This window comes from Cobetia sp. (assembly GCF_983723665.1).
Window position 1 is genome coordinate 12,987 of the sequence record NZ_CFDJES010000057.1, and the last position, 2,506, is coordinate 15,492.

Annotated in this window: 3 protein-coding genes; 1 reads left to right on the forward strand and 2 read right to left on the reverse strand. The window is 64.4% G+C overall.

Annotation, left to right across the window (positions count from 1 at the left end):
* Positions 1 to 646: MFS transporter (locus AC4FAH_RS07725; RefSeq protein ID WP_490245852.1), on the reverse strand; the 646-nt coding region annotated here is incomplete at its 3' end.
* A gap of 156 nt (positions 647 to 802) precedes the next feature.
* Between AC4FAH_RS07725 and AC4FAH_RS07730 the strand changes: the two genes are divergently transcribed.
* On the forward strand, positions 803 to 1,681 hold the full coding sequence (locus tag AC4FAH_RS07730; RefSeq protein WP_474373436.1) for a helix-turn-helix domain-containing protein: 879 nt from the start codon (positions 803 to 805) through the stop codon (positions 1,679 to 1,681).
* 9 nt (positions 1,682 to 1,690) lie between these two features.
* Here the strand turns inward: AC4FAH_RS07730 and cuyB are convergent, their stop codons facing one another.
* Entirely contained in the window at positions 1,691 to 2,410 is a 720-nt protein-coding gene (gene cuyB / locus AC4FAH_RS07735; protein WP_052384440.1) for a cysteate racemase, read from the reverse strand.
* Positions 2,411 to 2,506 lie beyond the last annotated feature (96 nt).

Here is a 2,506-nt window from a genome sequence, read left to right on the forward strand (position 1 = left end):
CCTTCTCGACGTCCTTCTCGGCACCCTTCTCGGCTTCCTTCGCCGCCGCCGGCAGGGAGCGACGTGACAACTGCGGCCACCACACCCCCATCGTCACCAATGGCAAAACGACCACTATGAGCATCGCGTACTGCCAGCCAGCGCTGCTGCCCTGTGCCAACGGCACCATCAGCGCCGAGGCGATGGCGGCCATGATGCCCATGGTCAGCACATAGCAGGAGGTCAGCAGCGCGACATGCTGCGCAAAGCTGCGTTTGACCAGACTGGGCAGCAGCACATTGCCCACGGCAATGCCCGCCCCGATCAGGCCGATACCCAGATAGAGGGCCAGCATGCTGCCCTGCACCCGCAGCACGATGCCCGCGGCGATCGTCACCAAGGCGAGGAAGAGACTGCGTTCAAGCCCGAGACCTCTGGCGAGGCGCGGCACCCAGGGCGAGACGACGACGAAGGCCAGCAGCGGCAGAATCATCAACAGGCCAGCCGCCGTGGCATTGAAGCCCAGCGCCGCCTGCAGGCGCTCCAGCAGTGGCGCGATACTGGTGAAGGGCGCACGCAGGTTCATGGCGATCAACAGGATACCGGCGATCAATACGGCCGGATGGCTCAGTCGCCGGACAGGAGACGAGTGGCAGAGTTCAGTCATGAGGCGCTCGCAGCGATCGTGAAACGGGGTAATGGCGGGACGACACCCAAGAGATGAGTCCGCACACAGAGTGAGGCTAGCTTAATCCCCTCGCCCACTGCAGAATTGAGCCATCATGACATCAGATCACTGAAATCAGACAATCTGCGAGCCGCCATGTCAGTGACCACACCCGTTCTACCGTCATCGCCCAGGGTCAGCACCCGCGGCCCCGATCAGGTGCCCTTCTCCAGCAGCGTCTGCGAGCACGACCCGGACATCTACGAGATTCCGGCCAGCGCCCTGCATGTCGAGACCGGCCAGCAGGTGATGGAGGTGCCGATCCACCAGCATCGCAAGGGACAGCTGGTGATCGCCCTGCATGGCGTGGTGACCAGTCGCGTACCGGAAGGTCTGTGGATGGTGCCGCCGCACAGCGGGGTCTGGATTCCCGGCAACCTGCCCCACAGCAATCATCTGACCCGTGGCGGCCGCGTCTGCCACCTGTTCATCGAGCCCGGTGCGCTCGAGATGCCAAGCCACAGCTGCACGCTGTCGATCTCGCCCCTGCTGCGTGAGCTGGTGCTGCGTCTGGCGGAGCTACCCCAGCCATATCCTGAACAGGGGCCGACAGCGCGGCTGGTCGGCGTGCTGCTGGAAGAGCTGGCCTGCATGCCAAGCGAACGTCTGCACCTGCCCTTGCCCGAAGACCCGCGGCTGACCCGCATCAGCGATGCCCTGATCAAGACCCCGGACGACCGACGCACCCTGGCCGAGTGGGCGAGCGAACTGGCGATGAGCGAACGCACCCTCGCCCGGCTTATCCAGCGTGACACCGGCCTGAGCTTCAGCCGCTGGCGTCAGCAACTGCACCTGGTGGTGGCGATTCGCCTGCTGGCCGAAGGCATGAGCGTGCAGCGCGTCTCGGAAGACGTCGGCTATCAGTCCGTCAACGCCTTCATCAGCATGTTCAAGAAGCTGCTCGGCACTACACCCGCCCGCTACCTGCAGGAACGCGAGCAACGCCGCTCGGGCAGTGGCATGGGCGGCGCGTGACGGCGTCGCTTACTGAGTGGCCGCCTGTGCCACGCTGACGGCCAGCGCTTCGACGGAATCCACGATCGGCAGCCGGTCATCGAGCAGATGGCTGATAATGGAGAGCTCGGTGCAGGCCAGCACCAGCACATCGGCTTCCTGCGCCACCAGGTCAGCGGCGGCCTGACGGAAGGCTCCCCCGACGGCGTCATCACTCACCTGGCCTTTCTTGACGCTGCGGATCACCTCCAGCATCGCGTCCTCATCCTGGGGATAGGCCAGCGACAGACCACGCGACTCGATGAAGCCTTCGTAGAGGCCAATCTTGCGCAGCGCCGGGGAACACAGCATGCCGACACGTGCGCCCGGCCACTGCGCCGCCACCCAGTCCAGGGTGCGCTCGACGATATGCCACACCGGAATCGAGACGGCGTCCTGCGCATCCTGCCAGTAGTAGTGGGCCGTGTTGCAGGGCATGACCAGAAAATCACACCCGGACTGCTCCAGTCGCTGGGCCATTTCCGCGATGGCAGGCCCCGGAGAGACATCGCCCCCTTCCAGCAGAGCCTTGATGCGCGACGGCACCTTGGGATTGTTGTCGACCACCATGTGTACATGGTCGATGTCGTCCTCGGCCGGTGTGGCCTGGATCACCTGCTGCATGAAGGCCACCGTGGCATCCGGCCCCATGCCGCCCAACACGCCCACGACGATATGTTCTGCGCCCGAGGCGTCATGCGAGCTTCTCATTGGTCGTTCTCCGACAAAACTCTCACTGAAGATCAAGGCTCGAGAGGATGGCGACGTGGCCGGCATCCTCTCGAGAAACTGTTTCATGAGGCACTG